This window comes from Microlunatus kandeliicorticis (assembly GCF_014137855.1).
In the GTDB taxonomy this organism is placed as follows: Bacteria; Actinomycetota; Actinomycetes; order Propionibacteriales; family Propionibacteriaceae; genus Microlunatus; species Microlunatus kandeliicorticis.
In genome coordinates this window covers 331,106-347,309 of the sequence record NZ_JACGWT010000001.1, presented here as the reverse complement: position 1 = coordinate 347,309, position 16,204 = coordinate 331,106, and the positions used below count along the sequence as shown (strand labels likewise).

At 70.7% G+C, this 16,204-nt stretch carries 12 protein-coding genes; all 12 read left to right on the top strand.

Going from position 1 to position 16,204, the window contains the following annotated elements; all coding sequences use genetic code 11:
- Window positions 1–32: 32 nt before the first annotated feature.
- The 12 genes from FHX74_RS01555 (at window position 33) to FHX74_RS01500 (ending at window position 16,014) form a co-directional block, all read left to right on the top strand.
- Complete coding sequence (locus FHX74_RS01555) at window positions 33–836, top strand: CPBP family intramembrane glutamic endopeptidase (RefSeq protein WP_182558329.1); 804 nt, start codon at window positions 33–35, stop codon at window positions 834–836.
- A gap of 2 nt (window positions 837–838) precedes the next feature.
- Window positions 839–1,243, top strand: a complete 405-nt coding sequence (locus FHX74_RS01550; protein ID WP_182558328.1) for a hypothetical protein — start codon at window positions 839–841, stop codon at window positions 1,241–1,243.
- A 12-nt stretch (window positions 1,244–1,255) separates the two neighbouring features.
- On the top strand, window positions 1,256–1,450 hold the full coding sequence (locus FHX74_RS01545; RefSeq protein ID WP_182558327.1) for a helix-turn-helix transcriptional regulator: 195 nt from the start codon (window positions 1,256–1,258) through the stop codon (window positions 1,448–1,450).
- A gap of 317 nt (window positions 1,451–1,767) precedes the next feature.
- Window positions 1,768–3,504, top strand: a complete 1,737-nt coding sequence (locus FHX74_RS01540) for a sugar transferase (RefSeq protein WP_182558326.1) — start codon at window positions 1,768–1,770, stop codon at window positions 3,502–3,504.
- 1 nt (window position 3,505) lies between these two features.
- A complete protein-coding gene (locus tag FHX74_RS01535; protein ID WP_182558325.1) occupies window positions 3,506–8,212 on the top strand; it encodes a DUF4082 domain-containing protein in 4,707 nt (1,568 codons plus the stop codon).
- 86 nt (window positions 8,213–8,298) lie between these two features.
- Entirely contained in the window at window positions 8,299–9,363 is a 1,065-nt protein-coding gene (locus FHX74_RS01530) for a Gfo/Idh/MocA family protein (RefSeq protein WP_182558324.1), read from the top strand.
- Window positions 9,360–10,382: an NAD-dependent epimerase/dehydratase family protein gene (locus tag FHX74_RS01525; RefSeq protein ID WP_182558323.1), complete on the top strand. Its 1,023-nt coding sequence runs from the start codon at window positions 9,360–9,362 to the stop codon at window positions 10,380–10,382. Before FHX74_RS01530 ends, FHX74_RS01525 begins: the two co-directional genes overlap by 4 nt.
- Window positions 10,379–11,509: a DegT/DnrJ/EryC1/StrS family aminotransferase gene (locus FHX74_RS01520; protein ID WP_182558322.1), complete on the top strand. Its 1,131-nt coding sequence runs from the start codon at window positions 10,379–10,381 to the stop codon at window positions 11,507–11,509. Before FHX74_RS01525 ends, FHX74_RS01520 begins: the two co-directional genes overlap by 4 nt.
- Window positions 11,506–12,180: an acetyltransferase gene (locus FHX74_RS01515; RefSeq protein ID WP_182558321.1), complete on the top strand. Its 675-nt coding sequence runs from the start codon at window positions 11,506–11,508 to the stop codon at window positions 12,178–12,180. Before FHX74_RS01520 ends, FHX74_RS01515 begins: the two co-directional genes overlap by 4 nt.
- Window positions 12,177–13,289 (top strand): DegT/DnrJ/EryC1/StrS family aminotransferase, encoded by a 1,113-nt coding sequence (locus tag FHX74_RS01510; protein WP_182558320.1) that lies wholly within the window; start codon window positions 12,177–12,179, stop codon window positions 13,287–13,289. Before FHX74_RS01515 ends, FHX74_RS01510 begins: the two co-directional genes overlap by 4 nt.
- Window positions 13,286–14,752, top strand: coding sequence for a lipopolysaccharide biosynthesis protein (locus tag FHX74_RS01505; protein WP_182558319.1), 1,467 nt, complete (start codon window positions 13,286–13,288; stop codon window positions 14,750–14,752). The genes FHX74_RS01510 and FHX74_RS01505 overlap by 4 nt, the downstream gene beginning before the upstream one ends.
- Complete coding sequence (locus FHX74_RS01500; RefSeq protein WP_182558318.1) at window positions 14,749–16,014, top strand: glycosyltransferase family 4 protein; 1,266 nt, start codon at window positions 14,749–14,751, stop codon at window positions 16,012–16,014. The genes FHX74_RS01505 and FHX74_RS01500 overlap by 4 nt, the downstream gene beginning before the upstream one ends.
- Window positions 16,015–16,204: the final 190 nt, after the last annotated feature.

The window sequence follows — 16,204 nt, the reverse complement described above, 5'->3', positions numbered from 1 at the left end:
TGTGTCAAGCGTCCTTGACCTCAGGAGGAACCATGTCACACACGGTCGCGGAACCGACCACCCAGCAGAGTCCGGAGCCGGCGACCGGAACGGGCCCCGGGGACAGCGCGCTCCTGGCCGCGGTCCCGACGGTGGTGCTGCTCGGGCTGTTGCTGATGCGCTGCGCGCTGATCTTCGTCGGGGACGGTGCGGCGTACGCCGTCGCCCGGGCCCTGCACCTGTCGCCGGCCTGGCCGACCGCGGTCGCCGCCTCCGACCTGCACGTCGTCGCGATCGACGTGATCACGCTGCTCACGCTCGGCCTGCTGCTGAGGCGCGACGGTCGGAGCCTGCGCGGGGTGCTGGGCCGGTTCCGCGCCGGCGAGGTGCCCCGCGGGCTGCTCGCCTTCGTCATCGTGCTGCCGGCGTTCGTGGTCGCGACCTACCTGGGGAACCTGGCCGTCTACCACGGCGCTCCCCCGGCGACCGCGACCGGACTGGCCACTCCCTCGCTGCCCTTCGCGCTCTGGACGCTGACCGTGATGCCGGTGACCGTGGCCTTCGCCGAGGAGCTGCTCTACCGCGGGACCCTGCAGCCCGCGTTCGCTGCGCGCATCGGGCGCTGGCCCGCGCTGGTGCTGGTGGCGCTCGGGTTCGGGCTCCAGCACGCCGGCCTGTCCGCGCTGTCGGTCGACGCCGTGGTGGCGCGGGTGATCACGACCTTCCTCGCCGGGCTGGTCTTCGGCCTGCTGCGCCGGCGGTTCCGCACCCTGTGGCCGCTGGTGATCGCGCACTGGCTGATCGACGCCCTGTTCCTGGGTGTGCCGATGGTCCTCGCGGCGACCGGCAGGATGTGACCGTGCCGAAGCCGTCCTCGACCAGCCCGGCCCGCGCCGGTCGTCGCTACCTGATCCGGTTCGCGGTCGCTATGGCCTGTTACGTGGTCCTGCTGCCGATCTGTCTGGCTCTGCTGCCGCGTGTACCGACCGGGGTCGGCCGGTACCTGCTGGTGCTGGTCCCGGTGATCCCTCTGGGCGTGGTGGGCTGGGCGGTCCGCCGGCTGCTGATCGAGACCGACGAGCTGCAGCGGCGGATCCAGCTGGAGGCGCTGGCCGTCGGCTTCGCGGCCGGCTCGGTGATCACCTTCGCCTACGGCATGCTCGAGCGCGCCGGCGCGCCGACCCTGTCGTGGCTCTACGTCTGGCCGGTCTACGCGGTCTGCTGGCTGATCGGCAGCGCGATCGCCCGCTACCGGTACCGCTGACCCGGGCCGACCGTGAAGAACCGCCTGCGCGAGCTCCGCGCCGACCGTGACTGGACCCAGTCCGACCTCGCCACCCGGCTCGACGTCTCCCGTCAGACCGTCAACGCGCTGGAGAAGGGCCGCTACGACCCGAGCCTCCCGCTGGCCTTCAAGATCGCCGCCACCTTCGGTCTCCGGATCGAGCAGATCTTCGACCCCGAGGACTGAGCTCCTGGGACCGGGTGGGGAAGCAACCGGCAGACGAAGCCCCGGGTGACTTTTCCCATGTGAGCAGGGAATTCGGGCGCTGCAGGCACGGCCGGACCGTTCGAGCGCCGGATCATTGTCACGATTGGATAACGCCCCAGCGGCCCCCTGACCAGGGCGATACGTTTACGACCGCTCGGCCGTTCTCGGGGGAGATCACAACGGCAGTCAGCTCGAGTTTCCACCCCTGAGTCGCACGCCTCGACGACGAGGAACGCATCGCGGCCGACCTGGTTTTTCGGTCGGGGGACCGATGAATCGCATCGGGGGAAACACACATGGTCGGACCGGACGGGTCCGTGCTGAGTGCTGCGCGCGCGCAGACCGGCAACGGCGCGGATGACAGCCCTTCGGCACAGGCGAGCGACCGGGCGGGCAGCGACTACACGCCACGCCGCGCGCTGCACGCGACGAGCCCGACCGGGCAGATCCCGACGCTTCCCGACCGCGCCGACCACGGCAACCTCACGCTTTCCCCGGTCGACCTCGCACCGGACGGGATCGAGACCGAGCTCGCGCAGAACACCCAGGCCGACGTCGTCTCCGGAGCCGAGGCGCTGCTCCGCGCATCCAACCCGGGCAGGGCGCGGCGCGCGGCCGACCCCGTGCCGCACGCGGGCCGCAACTTCCTGTCCTGGAGCCGGCGCTACATCGGCCTCACCGTCGCTCTCGACGCGGTCCTCGGCGCGATCGCGACGCTCGTCCCCACGCTCTTCAGCAGCACGCTCCGCCACGACAGCCCAACCACCGCTGGCCTCATCCTTCTCGGCCTGCTCGCCTGGCCGCTGGCGGTCACCCTGGTCCGCGGCTACCACCACAACCAGGTCGGGTTCGGCGGCGAGGAGCTCCGCGGGCCGCTCCGGGCGGCGGTGGCCGTGGTGGTCGTCGGCGCCTTCACCGCCCAGCTTGTGGACGGGCACACGTTGCTCGCCCTGCTGCTCACGGCGGCCCCGCTGGCCGCGGTGCTCAGCCTCGGTGCCCGGTTCGTGCTCCGCAAGACGCTGCACTTCACCCAGCGCCAGGGCCGGAACCTGCGGCGGGTGATCGTGGCAGGCAGCGTCGACTCGGTCCGCGCGCTGCACGAGCGGTTGTCGAGCGAGTCGCACCACGGGATGGCGGTGGTCGGCGCCTGCGTCCCGGTCGGCGACGCAGACGCCGAGCTCGACGTCCCGGTCCTCGGCGACCTGTCCTCGGTGACCCGCGCGGTCCGCGAGTTCGGCTGCGACGCCGTCGCGGTGACCAGCGACGACGCCACCCGGAACAGCTACCTGCGCAAGATCGCCTGGTCGCTGGAGGGTGTCGGCGTCGAGATGCTGGTCGATCCCGGGCTGGTCGAGGTGGCCGGCCCCCGGATGCACATCCGTCCGATCCTCGGCCTGCCGCTCGTCCACGTCGCCCAGCCCCGGTTCACCGGGTGGCCGCGGGTGATCAAGCGGATCACCGACGTCGTCCTCACCTCGGCCGGTCTCGCGGTGATCTGGCCGGCCCTGCTGGTGATCGCGATCGCGGTCAAGCTGAACGACGGCGGCCCTGTGCTGTTCCGGCAGACCCGCGTCGGTCGGGACGGCAAGCCGTTCACCATGCTCAAGTTCCGTTCGATGGTGGTGGACGCGGAGGCCCGCAAGGCCGAGCTGATGGACCGGAACGAGGGGCACGGCGCGCTGTTCAAGCTGGCGCGTGACCCCCGGGTGACGCGGATCGGCCAGCTCCTGCGGGACTTCTCGCTCGACGAGCTGCCGCAGCTGTTCAACGTGCTCGCGGGGTCGATGTCGCTCGTCGGCCCGCGCCCGCACCTGGCCAGCGAGGTCGCGGCGATGCCGGCTGATGCCGTCCGCCGCTCGCTGGTGACGCCCGGACTGACCGGCCTCTGGCAGGTCAGCGGCCGGTCCGACCTCGACGCCGCCGCCTCGGTCCGGCTGGACCTGCGGTACGTCGAGAACTGGTCCCTCACCCTCGATCTGCTGATCCTGTGGAAGACCGCCTTCGCCGTTCTCGGCAAGCGAGGAGCCCGCTGACATGACCCACCCCTCACGGCCTCGGATCCGGGCCGCGCTCCGTCCCAACCGCACTCGCCTCCTCGGGCTGCTCGGCTCGATCCTGCTGGTCGCCGGCCTGCTGGTCGCGGTTCCGGCACCGAAGGCCGCGGCCGCCTGCAGCGGCAACGCGATCGCTTGTGAGAACCAGCTCCCCGGTACGAGTCCGAACGTCTGGGACCAGGGCGACGACACGACCATCCTCGGCTTCGCGACCCAGATGAGCGTCAACGCCGGCGGATCGGTCTCGTTCAAGGTCACCAGCGGCGGCAAGCCCTACACCCTCGACATCTACCGGCTCGGCTACTACCAGGGCAACGGGGCACGCAAGATCACCTCGCTGACCACCACGGTGCAGACCCAGCCCGCATGCGCCAGCAGCACGTCGACCGAGATCTACGACTGCGGCACCTGGAAGGTCGGTGCCACCTGGTCGGTTCCCACCACTGCGGTGTCCGGCGTCTACCTGGCCAAGGTCACGTTGCAGAACGGCGACGCGTCGCACATCCCGTTCGTGGTGCGGAACGACGGGAACACCTCGACGGTGATCATGAAGACCTCGGACGCAACCTGGCAGGCCTACAACCTGTACGGCGGTAACGACTTCTACAGCGGCGGCGCCAACGGCCGCGCCTACAAGCTGAGTTACAACCGCCCGTTCATCAACCGGACCGGGATCGAGAAGCGCGACTACCTGTTCAGCAACGAGTACCCGATGATCCGCTACCTCGAGCAGAACGGCTTCGACGTCTCCTACGTGTCGGACATCGACGTCAGCACCGACTCGTCGCTGTTGACCAAGCACAAGGTCTTCCTCTCGGTCGGACACGACGAGTACTGGTCGAAGAGCGAGCGGGCCAACGTCACGGCGGCCCGCGACGCCGGGGTGAACCTGGCGTTCTTCTCGGGCAACGAGGTCTACTGGAAGACGCGGCTGGAGCCGTCACAGGACGGCACCAACACCGCCAACCGCACCCTGGTCTGCTACAAGGACACCTGGGAGAGTAGCGCCAACGCCATCGTCCGGATCGACACCGACCCGGCGGGTCCGACCCCGACGTGGCGCGACCCCCGGTACGGCGACCTGGGCTTCCCCGCCGAGAACAACCTCACTGGCACCATGTTCATGGCCAACTCCGACGACCTGCCGATGACCGTGCAGGCCAACGAGGGCAAGTACCGGGTGTGGCGCAACACCGGTCTCGACTCGATGGCCGGCTCCTCGACCACCCTCGCCAACCACCTGGTCGGGTACGAGTCCGACGAGGACGTCGACAACGGCTACCGACCCGCCGGCCTCATCGACATGTCGACGACGACCGGGAGCACGCCGGAGTACCTCCAGGACTACGGCAAGACCGTCGCCCCGGGAACCACCACCCATCACATCACCCTCTACCGTGCGGCCAGCGGGGCGCTGGTCTTCGGCGCGGGCACCATCCAGTGGGCCTGGGGACTCGACGCCAACCACGACGGGGACGACATCCAGCCGGCGGATCCGCGGATCCGACAGGCGACCCTCAATGTGCTGACCGACATGGGGGCGACCGCGACCACTCTGACAGCGGACCTCACGGCCACCACGAAGAGCACGGACACCACACCGCCGACCGTCACGGTCAGCAGCCCCACCTCAGGCTCGACCATCGCCCAGGGCTCGCTGGTGACCGTCTCCGGCACCGCGACCGACGTGGGCGGGCGGGTCGCCGGAGTCGAGGTGTCGGTCGACGGCGGAGCCAGCTGGCACCCGGCCGCGGGGACCACGAGCTGGAGCTACCAGGACATCCTGACCGGGAACGGCGCGAACGCCATCCAGGTGCGGGCCACCGACGACTCGGCCAACACCTCGGCCCCGACCTCGGTCAGCATCACCTCGCCCTGCCCGTGCTCGATCTTCGGCGTCATCACCCCGACGGTGGTCGACGGCGCGGACGGATCGGCGGTCACCCTCGGGGTGAAGTTCACCGCCTCGCAGGCCGGTTTCATCAGCGGCATCCGCTTCTATAAGGCGAGCACGAACACCGGCACCCACACCGGCACGCTCTACGACGGCAACGGCAACGTGCTGGCCACCGGCACCTTCTCCAACGAGACGACCAGCGGGTGGCAGACGCTCGCCTTCGCCAACCCGGTCGCGATCACCGCGAACACCACCTACGTCGCCGCCTACTACGCGCCGAAGGGCCACTACTCGGCCGACAGCACGTTCTTCAGCGGCCGGGGCCACGCCGCCGGCATCCTCACCGCGCCGGGCGGCAGCAGCGTGACCAACGGCGTCTACGCCAACGGCAGCGCCTTCCCGCAGTCGAGCTACGCCCAGACGAACTACTACGTCGACGTCACCTACACCCAGACCAACAACACGCCGACGACGGTGACCGCCGTCACCCCCTCGTCCGGGGCGACCTCGGTGCAGTCGAGCACCTCGGTGACCGCCACCTTCTCCAAGGACGTCGGCTCCTCGGGTGTCACCATGGCGGTGCAGGACGCTGCCAACAACGCGGTGAGCGGGACCACGAGCTACAGCTCGACGTCCAGGACAGCGACCTTCAACCCGACCCAGACGCTGGCCGCCGGCACCACCTACACCGCGACGGTCAGCGCGACCGGGATGGCCGCGCCCTATCAGTGGACCTTCACCACGGCGTCGGCGGCCAACCCGAACGGCAGCTGCCCGTGCTCGCTGTTCGCCGACTCCGATCAACCGTCGGCCGGACCCGACTCCGACACGGTCAGCGTGCAGCTCGGCATGGCCTTCACGGTCAGCCAGTCCGGTCAGATCACCGGGGGTCGCTTCTTCAAGAACGTCGAGAACGGCGGCACCCACACCGTCAGCCTGTGGAAGGGCAGCACGCAGCTCGCCACCGGAACCGCGACGAACGAGACCAGCAGCGGTTGGCAGAGCGTCACCTTCAGCAACCCCGTCGCGGTCAGCACCGGCACCACCTACGTGATCTCCTACACCGCACCGCAGGGACGGTACGACTACACCTCCGGCGGCCTCAGCAGCGCGATCACCAAGGGCCCGCTCTCGTCGGTGTCCACCGGCGGGCGCTACAGCTACGGCAGCGGGGCGCTGACCAGCACCTCGAGCACGAACTACTACGTGGACCCCGTCTACGTCCCGTCACCGAACGCCGCACCCACCGTCGTCTCGACGACGCCCGGCGACGGTGCGACGGGCGTCTCGGTGTCCGGCACGGTGTCGGCCACCTTCAGCACGCCGGTCCAGGCCGGGTCCGCGGTGATCACGGTCAAGCGCAAGTCCGACGGCACGGTGATCAGCGGCACGGTCTCCAACGAGTCGCAGGGGTCGGTCGCCACCTTCACCCCGAGCAGCTCGTTCGACCCGGGCACGACGTACACCGCGACCATCAGCGGGGCGAAGAACCTGTCCGGGACGGCCATGAGCGGCAGCACCTCGGTCTCGTTCACCACCGCCGGAGCCGGCGCCTGTCCGTGCTCGTTGTTCGCCAGCACCACCACGCCGTCGCTCTCCGACTCCGGTGACACCGCCGCGGTGACGCTCGGCCTCAAGTTCTCCTCGAGCGTGAACGGGACGATCACCGGGCTGCGCTATTACCGGGACGCCGCCAACACCGGCACCCACACCGGGGCGCTGTGGACCAGCGGGGGGACGAAGCTCGCCGGCCTGACCTTCACCGACAGCGGGACGGGGTGGCAGACCGCCAGCTTCTCCTCACCGGTGAGCATCACCGCTGGGACGACCTATGTGGCGAGCTACTACGCCCCGAACGGTCACTACTCGGCCGACCAGAGCTACTTCGCCTCACCGGTGGTCAACACCCCGATCACCGGGATCGACAGCACCTACGTCTACGGCACCGGCTTCCCGACCGCCAGCTACATGGACAGCAACTACTACGTGGACGTGGTGTTCTCGACCAGCGCCACCGCTCCGCCGACGGTCACCGCGGTCACCCCGACCGACGGGTCGACCGCCGACCCGGGGGTCAGCCCGAGCGCGACGTTCGACCGCGCCATCGACCCGACGACGCTCTCGATGACGGTCACGGCCGCCAACGGCACCCTGGTCAGCGGGACCACGACCTACGCCAGCGGCTCGAACACGGTCACCTTCGCGCCGGCGGCCAGTCTGGCGCAGTCGACCGCCTACACGGTCTCGGTGAGCGCCACCAGCGCTTCCGGGGTGGCGATGGCCAGCCCGAAGACCTGGACCTTCACCACCACCGGACCGCCGCCGACCGGCACGCCGTACAGCCTGTTCGCCAGCACGGCCACGCCGGACGTCCCGGCCTACGGGGACAACGGCCCGGTGCTGACCGGGGTCCGGTTCAGCTCGAGCCAGGCCGGCTCGGTCACCGCGATCAAGTTCTACGCCGGCAGCGGGAACACCGGCGGCCAGACCGTCTACCTGTGGGACAACAGCGGCAACCAGCTGGCCACCGGCACCGCGAGCGGATCCGGCGTCGGGTGGCGGACGGTGACGCTCGGCACGCCGGTGGCGATCAAGGCGAACACCACCTACGTCGTCGGCTACTACGGACCGACCGGCCACTACTCGGTGACCTCGGGGGCGTTCACCAACGGCTACACCGCAGGTCCGCTGTCGGTGCCGCCGAACGGGGCCACCTACCGGTACCCGAACGGCTATCCGACGGCCACCTCGAACACCAACTACTGGGTCGACGTGGTGGTCGTCATCTGACCACCCGACACCTTCCTGACCACCGCACACGATCAACGCTCGACCACACACCTGAACAGACACTGCAATCCGGGGGGAAGCAGCACATGAGAAGCATCGCCGTGATCGGCGCGGGCTACTGGGGGCCCAACCTGGTGCGGAACTTCCGCGCGAGCAAAGACTGGGACCTGGTCGCCGTCTGCGACCTCGACGCCGACCGCGCCCGCCGGGTGATCGGGGACCGCTCGACCGTCGAGGTGGAGACCTCGGTCTCGGCGCTGCTGTCCCGCCGCGACCTCGACGCGGTGGCCATCGCCACCCCGGCGCGGACCCACGCCGCCCTGGCGCTGGCCGCCCTGGAGGCGGGCAAGCACGTGGTCTGCGAAAAGCCGCTGGCCGACAGCGCCGAGGCGGCGGCCACGATGGTCGCGGCCGCCGAGGAGGCCGGCCGGGTGCTGATGATCGACCACACCTACTGCTACACCAGCGCGGTCGGCTACATCCGCGAGGTCATCGCGTCCGGCGAGCTCGGCGAGATCCTCTACGTCGACTCGACCCGGATCAACCTCGGTCTGGTGCAGCCCGACGTCGACGTGTTCTGGGACCTCGCCCCGCACGACCTCTCGATCCTCGACTTCATCCTCCCGGGCGGCCTGGTGCCGGAGTCGGTCTCGGCCCACGGTGCCGACCCGCTCGGCGCAGGCAAGTCCTGCGTGGGCTACCTGACCATGCCGCTCAGCTCGGGTGGGATCGCGCACGTCAACGTCAACTGGCTCAGCCCGACCAAGATCCGCCAGATGGTCATCGGGGGGAGTCGCCGGACGCTGGTCTGGGACGACCTCAACCCGCAGCAACGCGTCTCGATCCACGACCGCGGGGTCGACCTCACCACGCAGGCGCTCGACGCCCAGGTGCAGCGCGAGGCGGTGACGGTGTCCTACCGGATGGGCGACGTCGTCGTGCCGGCGCTGACCGAGCGCGAGGCGCTGGCCGGGATGGCCGGCGAGTTCGCCGCCGCGATCGACGAGGGCCGTGCGCCGCGCACCGACGGCACCGCAGGGCTCCGGGTGCTCTCCGTCCTCGAGGCGGCCAACGCCAGCCTCGGGCGCGGCGGCTCGCCGGTGCCGCTCCGCCCGGTGGCCCTCCCGGTTGCGGCGGGGGTGCTGGCGTGACCGGCCTGCAGGGTGCCACCGTGCTGGTGACCGGGGGCGCCGGCACCATCGGGTCGACCATCGTCGAGCAGCTGCTCGCCCTCGAGGGTGACCAGCGGGTCGCCGAGGTGCGGGTGCTCGACAACCTGGTCCGCGGCCGCCGCGCCAACCTGCGCGCGGTCGCCGAGGATCCTCGACTGAACCTGGTGGTCGGCGACCTCCGCGACCGTGATCTCGTCCACGACCTGACCCGGGGAACCGACGTCGTCTTCCACCAGGCGGCGATCCGGATCACCCAGTGCGCGGAGGACCCGCGGCTGGCCCTCGAGGTGCTGGTCGACGGCACCTTCACGGTGCTCGAGGCGGCGGCGGCGCACCGGGTGTCCAGGGTCGTCGCGGCCTCGTCGGCCTCGGTCTACGGTCTGGCCGACAGCTTCCCGACCACCGAGGACCACCACCCGTACCACAACGACACGTTCTACGGCGCGGCCAAGTCGTTCAACGAGGGGATGCTCCGCAGCTTCGCCGCGATGTACGGCCTGGACTGGGTGGCGCTGCGCTACTTCAACGTTTACGGCCCGCGGATGGACATCCACGGCGTCTACACCGAGGTGCTGATCCGGTGGATGGAACGGATCGCGCAGGGTCTGCCCCCGCTGATCTTCGGTGACGGACGGCAGACGATGGACTTCGTCTACACCACCGACATCGCCCGCGCGAACCTGCTCGCCGCCACCGCGGACGTGAGCGGCCGGGTCTACAACATCGCCAGCGGCGTGGAGACCTCGCTGCTCGGGCTGGCCGAGGCGATGCTCGAGGCGATGGACTCCGACCTCGGCGTCGACTTCGGTCCCGCGCGAGCCGTCAACGGCGTGACCCGGCGGCTGGCCAGCACCGAGGCCGCTCGACGCGACCTCGGCTTCGAGGCCACGGTCGGGCTGACCGACGGGCTCCGCCGGCTGGTGGCCTGGTGGCAGGCCGAGCGCGGCCGCGACGAGGAGACCAGCCAGGCCCCGGTCACCGCAGGAGCTGCGCGATGAGCCGGCTCAACGTGATGATGCCCTTCCTCGGCGAGGAGGAGATCGCGGCGGTCAGCGAGGTGATCAGCTCCGGCTGGGTCGCCCAGGGTCCGCGGGTGGCGGCGTTCGAGCAGGCGTTCGCCCAGGCGATGGAGGCCGACCACGCGCTGGCGGTCTCGTCGTGCACGACCGGTCTGCACCTCGCACTGGTCGTCGCCGGGATCGGCGTCGACGACGAGGTCGTGGTTCCGTCTTTCTCCTTCATCGCGACCTCCAACGCGGTACGCTACGTGGGCGCCACCCCGGTGTTCGCGGATGTCGATCAGCAGACCGGCAACCTCACCGCGGACACGGTGGCGGCCGTGATCACCAAGCGCACCCGCGCGGTGATCGTGGTCGACCAGGGCGGCGTCCCCGTCGATCTCGACTCCGTCCGCTCTCTCTGTGACCCGCGAGGGATCACCGTGGTCGAGGACGCCGCGTGCGGCGCCGGCTCGACCTACCACGGTCGTCCGGTGGGCGCCGGGGCGGAGATCACGGCCTGGTCGTTCCACCCTCGCAAGATCATCACCACCGGCGAGGGCGGGATGATCACCACGTCTCGGGAGGACTGGGCGAGCCGCGCCCGGCGTCTCCGCGAGCACGCCATGAGTGTCTCGGCTGCGGACCGGCACAGCGCCGTGCTGGCTCCGGCCGAGTCGTACCTCGAAGTGGGGTACAACTTCAGGATGACCGATCTGCAGGCGTCGGTCGGACTGGTCCAGCTCAACCGCCTGCCCGAGATCGTTCGACGTCGCCGAGAGCTGGCGGCGGCGTACCAGAAGCAGATCTCGGACGTCACCGGACTGCGTACGGTGGCTGATCCCACATGGGGGACGTGCAACTATCAGTCCTTCTGGACAGAGGTCACCCCGGCCTATCCCCTGTCCAGGGACGATGTGTTATCCCGCCTGGCTTCCGCCGATGTCTCGGCGCGACGCGGGATCATGTCCACCCACTCTCAGCCACCGTACGCTTCGGTGCCCGCCACCCTTCCCGTCACCGAGCGGCTGACGGCGAACACGCTGATCCTGCCGCTCTTCCACCAGATGACAGAGGACGACCAGGCCCGGGTGATCGACGTGCTCGTCGACGGGGCCCGGTCGTGACCGCGCCGGTCCTGCTGCTCGCGGCGAGCGGGCTGGCCCGCGAGACGCTCGCCGTCCTCCGCCGACTGGGTCGCCCGGTCGCCGGGATCCTCGACGACGAACCCGGGCTGCACGGCACCCGGGTCGGCGAGGTCCCGGTGCTCGGTCCGCTCGACGCGGTGACGGACCACCCGGACACCGAGCTCGTGCTCTGCGCGGGCAAGGGCCGCTTGCGGATGATCATGGCCGAACGGCTGGCCGGGCTCGGCGTGGACGAGCACCGCTTCGCCACGGTGGTCGCACCGGACGTCACGCTGTCGCCGGGCTGCACGGTCGGTCCGGGCAGCATCGTGCTGTCCGGCACGGTGCTCACCGCCGACGTCGGCGTCGGGCGGCACGTGGTGATCATGCCCCGCGTCGTGCTGACCCACGACGACCGCGTCGAGGACTTCGCCACCCTCTGCGCCGGGGTCACCCTCGGCGGTCACGTCCAGGTCGGCCGGGGCGCCTACCTGGGCATGTCCTCGTCGGTCCGGGAGCACAGCCGGATCGGCGACCACGCGGTGCTCGGCATGGGCGCCGTCCTGCTCGGTGATCTTCCCGCCGGCCGCACCTGGGCCGGCGTTCCCGCCCACGACCTCGGGGACGGCCGCGCGGCCGCGATCCCCGCCATCCAGGAGAGAGTCTCATGAGCGTTCCGCTGGTCGACCTGGCCGCACAGCAGCAGGAGGTGGACGCCGAGGTGCGGGCCGGCCTCGACGAGGTCTTCGCCACCACCGCCTTCATCGGCGGCAAGCCGGTGACCGAGTTCGAGCAGCGCTACGCCGAGGCCACCGACGTGGCCTACTGCGTCGGCGTCGCCAACGGCACCGACGCGCTCGAGCTGGCCCTGCGGGGCAGCGGGGTCACGGCCGGCACCGAGGTGGTGCTGCCGGCCAACACCTTCATCGCCACCGCGGAGGCGGTGTCGCGGATCGGGGCCACCCCGGTGCTGGTCGACGTCGACCCGGAGCACCTGCTGATCGACCCGGACCTGGTGGCCGCCGTGACCTCCCGGCTGACCCGGGCCATCGTCCCGGTGCACCTCTTCGGTCAGGTCGCCCCGGTCGAGCGGTTGCTCGACCTCGCCGAGAGCGCCGGCGCAGCGGTCGTCGAGGACGCTGCCCAGTCCCAGGGCGCCACCCGGTTCGGGCGGTACGCCGGCAGCCTCGGGCGTGCCGCCGGGACCAGCTTCTACCCGGGCAAGAACCTCGGGGCCGCCGGCGACGCCGGCGCGGTCACCACCAACTCCGCCGAGGTGGCCGAGCAGGTCCGGCTGATCGCCAACCACGGTTCGGCGCGGAAGTACCACCACGACGTGATCGGCATCAACTCCCGGCTCGACACCCTGCAGGCGGTCGTGCTGCAGGCGAAGCTCAAGCGGCTGACGGCCTGGAACGCCCGCCGCCGTGAGCTGGCCGCGCGCTACACCGAGCTGCTGGCCGACCTCGACGGCGTCCGCACCCCGGTGTCGGCGCCCGGCAACGAGGACGTCTGGCACCTCTACGTGGTCCGGGTCGCCGAGCGCGACCGGGTGCTCGACGAGCTGCACCGCGCGGGCATCGGGGCCGGGATCCACTACCCGGTGCCGGTCCACCTGACCGAGGCCTACCGCTACCTGGGCTACAAGCCCGGCGCCTTCCCGGTCGCCGAGCGCGCGGCCGGCGAGATCCTGTCGCTGCCGATCTATCCGCACCTAACCGAGCAGCAGCAGGACTGGGTGATCGACGCGCTGAGGAAGGCCGTGATCAGGGCCCAATGAGCACCGCGACGCCGACCGAACTGGCGCAGCGCGCGGGCCAGGCCTTCGGCTGGAGCTTCCTCAACACCGTAGGGTCCCGGCTCGGCACGCTGGCGATCGGGATCGCCCTGGCTCGCCTGCTCGGCCCGGCCGAGTTCGGCACATTTGCCGTGGCCACCGTGGCGATGCTCGCGATGCTCAGCTTCAACGAGCTCGGCGTGAGCCTCGCCGTGGTGCGCTGGCGGGACGACCCGGCCACGATCGTCCCGACGGTCAACACGATCTCGACCGTGTCGAGCACGGTGTTGCTGCTGGTCGTACTGGCCACCGCTCCGGCCTTCGCCACCGCGATGGGCGACCCCGGAGCGACCGACGTGGTCCGGCTGATGTCGGTGGCGATCCTGATCAACGGAGCCGTCGCGACCCCGGCGGCCCTTATGCAGCGGGAGTTCCAGCAGCGGCGGCGGCTGATCGTCGACCAGCTCAACGCCTGGCTCGGGGCGGGGGTCTCGTTGCTGCTGGCCTGGCTCGGGTTCGGTGCGATGAGCCTGGCCGTCGGCCGGATCACCGGCGCCCTGGTGTCGGCAGTCCTGTTCCTGATCTGGTCGCCGCTGCCCTACCGGTTCGGGTTCGACCGGGCTGTGGCCCGGCGTCTGCTCGGCTTCGGTCTGCCACTCGCCGGATCGAGCATGATCGTCTTCGCCGTCGGCTATGCCGATCAGCTTGTCGCGGGCTCGGTGCTCGGCGCCACCGCGCTCGGGTTCTACGTCTTGGCCTTCAACCTCTCCAGCTGGCCGGTGAGCATCTTCTCCCAGCCGCTCCGCAGCGTCGCGCCCGCTGCCTTCGCCCGGCTGCAGGACGACCGACCGAGAATGGCCTCGACGTTCCGCGCCGTGCTGGGTGTGTTGAGCGCCGTCACCTTCCCGGTGTGTCTGGTCCTGGTCGGAGCCGCCGGTCCGGTCGTCGGTTTCGTCTACGGAAGTCGGTGGCTGCCGGCTGCCGAGGCCCTGGTGGCCCTCGGCGCCCTCGCCGTGTGCCGGATCCTGTTCGAACTGAGCTACGACTTCCTCGTCGTCCTCGGTCGGACCAGCAGCATCCTCGCCGTCCAGGGCCTGTGGCTGGTTGTGCTGGTGCCGGCTCTGGTGCTCGGAGCGCGGCTCGGTGGCATTAGTGGTGTCGCGGTCGCACAGCTGCTGGTCGCGGCCTGGATCGTGCTTCCGTGCTATGGCGCGCTGCTGCATCGCAACGGGGTGCGGGTCGGCGCCGTGGTGCGCGTCCTGGTGCTGCCTGTCGCGGTTGGCCTCGCGGTCGCCGGTCTCGCCTGGATGATCGCAGGAGCCGTCCCGGGGAGGCTCCTCGCCTGTCTGCTGGCCGGTCTCGGCGCCCTCGCCGGGGTGGCGATCCTCCTCGTCCTGCGGCGGGACACCCTCGCGACCTACCGCCGGATGCGTTCCGTCCAGGTGACCGGGGTCGAACCCGCATGAGGATCCTCGTCTACCCGCATGACCTCGAGATCGGCGGTAGCCAGCTGAACGCCGTCGAGATCGCCGCCGAGATGGCCGCGTCCGGGCACGAGGTCGCGATCTTCGGACGTCCGGGGCGTCTGCTCGATCGGATCGACGAGCTGGGGCTCGAGTTCATCGAGGCTCCGAATCCGCGTCGCCGGCCGTCCCCGGCGGTGGTCCGTGCCCTGTCCGCCCTCGTGACGGACCGGGGCTTCGAGATCCTGCACGGCTACGAGTGGCCTCCGTCGCTCGAGTGCTGGCTCGCCGCGGTCAGGCATCCGTCGGTCCGGGCGGTGAGCACGGTGATGTCGATGGCCGTGGCTCCGTTCATCCCGCAACAGCTGGATCTCGTCGTGGGCACCGAACAGATCGCGGCGAGCGAACGCGAACGCGGACGACGTCGGGTCTCGGTGATCGAGCCGCCCGTCGACCTGCGCCATGCCGACGACTGCACGACGCGCGAGGTCGACACCTTCCACCGGACCCACGACCTCGACGGCACGGCGGTGACGGTGGTGATCGTCGCTCGCCTGGTCCCCGAGCTCAAGCTCGAGGGTCTGCTGACCGCCATCGACGTCGTCGGCGCCCAGCGTCCGGGCGAACCGCGGGCCCAGCTCGTCGTGGTCGGCGGTGGGTCGGCGGAGGCCGAGGTGCGCACGGCCGCCGAGACCGCGAACCGCCGCGCGGGTCGTGCCGCGGTCGTGGTAACCGGTGAGCTCAAGGATCCCCGACCGGCCTACGCCGCGGCCGACATCGTCCTCGGCATGGGCGGTTCGGCCCTGCGGGCCATGGCCCACCACCGGCCGCTGATCGTCCAGGGCGAGCACGGCTTCTGGCGCACCCTGACCCCCGAGTCGCTACTCGAGTTCCGCTGGACCGGCTGGTACGGAGTCGGTGCCGGTCGGGCCACCGGTGCCGACCGGCTCGCGGCCGAGCTGATCCCTCTGCTGCGCGACCCCGCCGGCCGAGCCAGGCTCGGCGATCTCGGTCGGTCACTGGTGGAGCAGCACTACAGCCTGCAGGTCGCCGCCCAGCTCCAGGAACAGATCTATCGGTCGGCCCTGGCGGGCTCCACCGGCACGGGCGCTCGGCTCCAAGACGGCGTGCTCTCGGGCGTGCGCTACGTCGGCCACAAGACGGCGCGGCGGTGGAAGAAGCTCCGCGGTCGGCACCGCACCGACGACTTCAACTCCAGACCGGTCGCCTCGCTGGGCCCGAAACGGCCGGCGGTGTCGGGATGACCCCCCGGTGGGTGCCCGACCGGCCGTGGATCGTCTACCTGGCCGGCGGGGCCTGGCACGGCGTGGCCGGTACGGACCGACAACTGGTGGGGGAACTGGCCGCCCACGGCCCAGTCCTGTGGGTGGACCCGCCGGAATCGGTGCTCTCCTGGATCAGACGCCCACCCGCCCAACGCCCACCCGCGCCCGG

What these genes read in the sequence shown, in the direction of transcription:
- FHX74_RS01555 (WP_182558329.1), top strand. Translation starts at nt 33, where the DNA reads ATGTCACACACGGTCGCGGAACCGACCACCCAGCAGAGTCCGGAGCCG.
- FHX74_RS01540 (WP_182558326.1), top strand. Translation starts at nt 1,768, where the DNA reads ATGGTCGGACCGGACGGGTCCGTGCTGAGTGCTGCGCGCGCGCAGACC.
- FHX74_RS01535 (WP_182558325.1), top strand. Translation starts at nt 3,506, where the DNA reads ATGACCCACCCCTCACGGCCTCGGATCCGGGCCGCGCTCCGTCCCAAC.
- FHX74_RS01530 (WP_182558324.1), top strand. Translation starts at nt 8,299, where the DNA reads ATGAGAAGCATCGCCGTGATCGGCGCGGGCTACTGGGGGCCCAACCTG.
- FHX74_RS01520 (WP_182558322.1), top strand. Translation starts at nt 10,379, where the DNA reads ATGAGCCGGCTCAACGTGATGATGCCCTTCCTCGGCGAGGAGGAGATC.
- FHX74_RS01510 (WP_182558320.1), top strand. Translation starts at nt 12,177, where the DNA reads ATGAGCGTTCCGCTGGTCGACCTGGCCGCACAGCAGCAGGAGGTGGAC.
- FHX74_RS01505 (WP_182558319.1), top strand. Translation starts at nt 13,286, where the DNA reads ATGAGCACCGCGACGCCGACCGAACTGGCGCAGCGCGCGGGCCAGGCC.
- FHX74_RS01500 (WP_182558318.1), top strand. Translation starts at nt 14,749, where the DNA reads ATGAGGATCCTCGTCTACCCGCATGACCTCGAGATCGGCGGTAGCCAG.